We start from the raw sequence: 3,252 nt of genomic DNA, 5'->3' as shown, positions 1-3,252 counted from the left end.
GGGCTGGTCGCCGCCGGCGCCGCGGCGGCCGTCGCGGTCGCGCTCACCGGCCAGGGGACGCCCGGATCGCCGGGGTCGCCGGACACGCCCGGCGGCGTCGACCTCAACAAGCAGGCGGTGCTCGCGGCGGCCGCCAAGGTCGAACTGACCCCGACCGGCAAGTACTGGTACACCGACCGCATCGACGGGCAGTCGTACATCATCCGGGCGAAGACCGGCACGTACGCGATCGTCGGCGCGGCGAGCGAGTCGTTCAACTGGACCGGCGTGAAGAAGGGGACCGGCGAGGCGTACTACGGGCGCGACCTGCCCGCCCGCCCGCTCACGGCGCAGGACGAGGCGCTCTGGAAGAAGGCCGGGTCGCCGTCGAAGTTCCGGGTCTGGTCGAACGACCACTACTACACCTACAGCGCCGAGGCGACGAAGTGGCGGTCGGACGGCCCCGAGGTCGGCGTCGATCCGGAGGGCGGCGGCGAGTTCCTCGGCGAGCCGGCCGAGGAGTGGCAGAACCTGCCGACCGACCCGGCCGCGCTCGCCGAGAAGTTCCTGAGCGGCGAGGAGATGCTCCGGGGGATGGGTCCCCTCGCGAAGCGCGGCCGGAAGCCGACCGAGGAGGCGACGGCCTCCGCCGGGATCTGGCGGACGTCGGGGATCCTCGGCGGCACCCCCGTCCCGCCGAAGGTGCGCGCGGGGCTGATGCGGGCGCTGGCCTCCCGGCCGGGCATCCAGGCGATCGGCCGCGTCGCCGACCCGCTGGGCCGCGACGGCGTCGCGCTGGCCGCCCCTGAGCGCACCGCGGAGATCACCGGCGAGTACGGCGGGCCGAAGGCCGAGCAGGGCGACTACGGCCACCGGCTGGTGATCGTCTTCGATGAGAAGACCGGTGGCGTCCTGTCCGTCCAGGACACGCTGACCAAGCCCGGCGGGCCGTACGCGGAGATGAAGCCCGGCTTCATCATCAACTACGTGGCCGTCCGGTCGTCGGGCTGGACCGACACCAAGCCGAAGCCGCCCGCGGAGCTGCCGTTCTGATGCCTCCGGACTGGGGGTGAGCGCTGCCGTTATCCCGTGGCGAGAAACCGCCTCCCCCCTGCCGATGCCCTCCGCCCACCGTCCGGGCGGAGGGCATCGTGCATGAACCCCTCTAGAGGCGGCGGGCTTCGAGGCCGTCGAGGACGCAGGCGAGCCCGAACGCGAACCGGCCCTCCAGGACGTCGCCGGTCTCCTTCATCCAGATCTCGCGGATGTGGGACGCGAGGGCGGGCCGCTGCGCGTCCAGCTCTGCGAGGTAGGGGCCGAGCCTGCGGACCCAGTCGGCCGAGGACGTCCCGGACTGCCCACGCTGCCAGCTCGCCTCGCTCCCGGCCGCGCCGATCACGTAGTCGACCACGGCGGACCAGGCGTACTCCAGGCCGAACCCGGTGAACCCGGCGGCGCCGAACGCGCCGAGCACCTCGTCCAGGACGCGGGTCGCGTTCGGGCCGATCATCGGACGGCCGCCGAACAGGGTGACCGTCCACGGATGCCGGTGGATCATCGCGCGGAGGCTCCGCGCGTACCCGGTGGCGGACGCCCGCCAGTCACCGCCCGCCGGGACCTCCACCTCGGCCATGACCCGGTCGAGGGCGAGCTCCAGCAGTTCGTCCTTGTTCGCGACGTGCCAGTAGACCGAGGTCGCGCCGGAGTTCAGCCGGGTGCCGAGGCGGCGCATGCTGAGCCCGTCCAGCCCTTCGGCGTCCAGCAGGCCGAGCGCGGCGTCCACGATCTGCGCCCGGCTGAGCGCGGGCCGCCCGCGCCGGGCCCGCTCGGGACGCACCCAGACGGACGCCACCTTCTCCTCGGGCACCTGCTCCCCGGACGGCTTCTCCTCGGGCACGGGGGCCTCCTTCCGTTCTCGCACAGGGTACGAGACTTGAACACCGTGCGATCCGAGTCGTACAGTGTGCGGGTCTAATCGAACGGTGTACGAGAAAGGGGGCGACGCATGGCACCGCATCCGCGCCGCTGGCAGATCCTCGGCGTCCTGTGCCTCAGCCTCTTCGTCGTCGTGGTCGACAACACGATCCTGAACGTGGCGATCCCGTCCCTGCTCCGGGAGCTGGACGCCACCACCGCCGACGTCCAGTGGGTGATCGACGCCTACTCGCTGGTGTTCGCCGGCCTGCTGATCACCGCGGGCAGCCTGGGCGACCGGCACGGCCGCCGCCGCGCGATGCTGATCGGCTTCGCGCTGTTCGGCGCCGGGTCGCTGCTCGCCGCCTTCGCCGCGAGCCCCGCCCAGCTCGTCGCGATGCGCGGCCTCATGGGCGCGGGCGGCGCGCTGCTGATGCCCGGGACGCTGTCGATCATGGCGCAGGTGTTCGGGCCGGACGAGCGCGCCAAGGCGTTCGCCATCTGGGGCGCCACGTCCATGGTCGGGCTCGCCGCCGGGCCGACGCTCGGCGGGTTCCTGCTGGAGCACTTCTGGTGGGGCTCGGTCTTCCTGGTGAACGTGCCCGTCACGGTGGTCGCCGTGGCCGGGCTGCTGCTGCTCGTCCCCGAGTCCCGGGGGCCGCGCCGCCGCCTCGACGTGCCCGGCGCCGTGCTGTCCACGGCCGGCATGGCGGCGCTGGTGTGGGCGATCATCTCCGGGCCCGCGCACGGCTGGACGGGCGCCCGCACGGTCGGCGGCCTCGCCGCGGGGATCGCCGCGCTCGCCCTGTTCGTCCTGTGGCAGCACCGCAACCCCGAGCCGATGCTGGACCTGCGCCTGCTCCGCGACCGGAACTTCGCCGGCGCCGCGACCATGATCGCGCTGTTCGGCTTCGCGCTCGCCGGGATGCTGTTCGCGCTGACCCAGCTCCTGCAGTTCGTCCTCGGGTACGGGCCGCTCAAGGCGGGGCTGGCGCTGCTGCCCGTCGCCGTCGCCGCGGCCGTCGGCAACGGCGTCGGCGCGTCCCTGGAGTCGCGGTTCGGCGCCCGCCCCGCCCTCGTCTCCGGGTTCGCCGCGGTGGCGGCCGGCTTCGGCGCCCTCGGCCTCACCTCAGCGGACGGTGGCTACGCCGCGCTCGCCGCCGGGCTCACCGTCCTCGGCCTCGGCGCGGGACTCGGCACCCCGCCCGCCTACAGCACGCTCATGGCCGCCGTCCCGCCCGAGGAGGCGGGGGTCGGGTCGGCGGTGAACGACGCCGGGCAGGAACTCGGCAGCGCGCTCGGCGTCGCCGTCCTCGGCAGCGTCGTCTCCGCCGCCTACGCCGCCGCCCTCCCGGACAT

General features: G+C 74.0%; 3 protein-coding genes. 2 read left to right on the top strand and 1 reads right to left on the bottom strand.

Going from position 1 to position 3,252, the window contains the following annotated elements; genetic code table 11:
• Positions 1-1,032: hypothetical protein (locus ETD96_RS45555; RefSeq protein WP_171069518.1), on the top strand; the 1,032-nt coding region annotated here is incomplete at its 5' end.
• Positions 1,033-1,144: 112 nt separating this feature from the next.
• Here ETD96_RS45555 and ETD96_RS42830 read toward each other — a convergent pair.
• Entirely contained in the window at positions 1,145-1,876 is a 732-nt protein-coding gene (locus ETD96_RS42830) for a TetR/AcrR family transcriptional regulator (RefSeq protein WP_240808634.1), read from the bottom strand.
• A 108-nt stretch (positions 1,877-1,984) separates the two neighbouring features.
• Here ETD96_RS42830 and ETD96_RS42825 point away from each other — a divergent pair.
• A partial coding sequence (locus ETD96_RS42825) for an MFS transporter (RefSeq protein ID WP_138642195.1) occupies positions 1,985-3,252 on the top strand: 1,268 nt, incomplete at its 3' end.

This window comes from Actinomadura geliboluensis, from assembly GCF_005889745.1.
GTDB classification, from domain to species: Bacteria; Actinomycetota; Actinomycetes; order Streptosporangiales; family Streptosporangiaceae; genus Spirillospora; species Spirillospora geliboluensis.
This window is presented reverse-complemented; position numbering and strand designations above follow the sequence as displayed.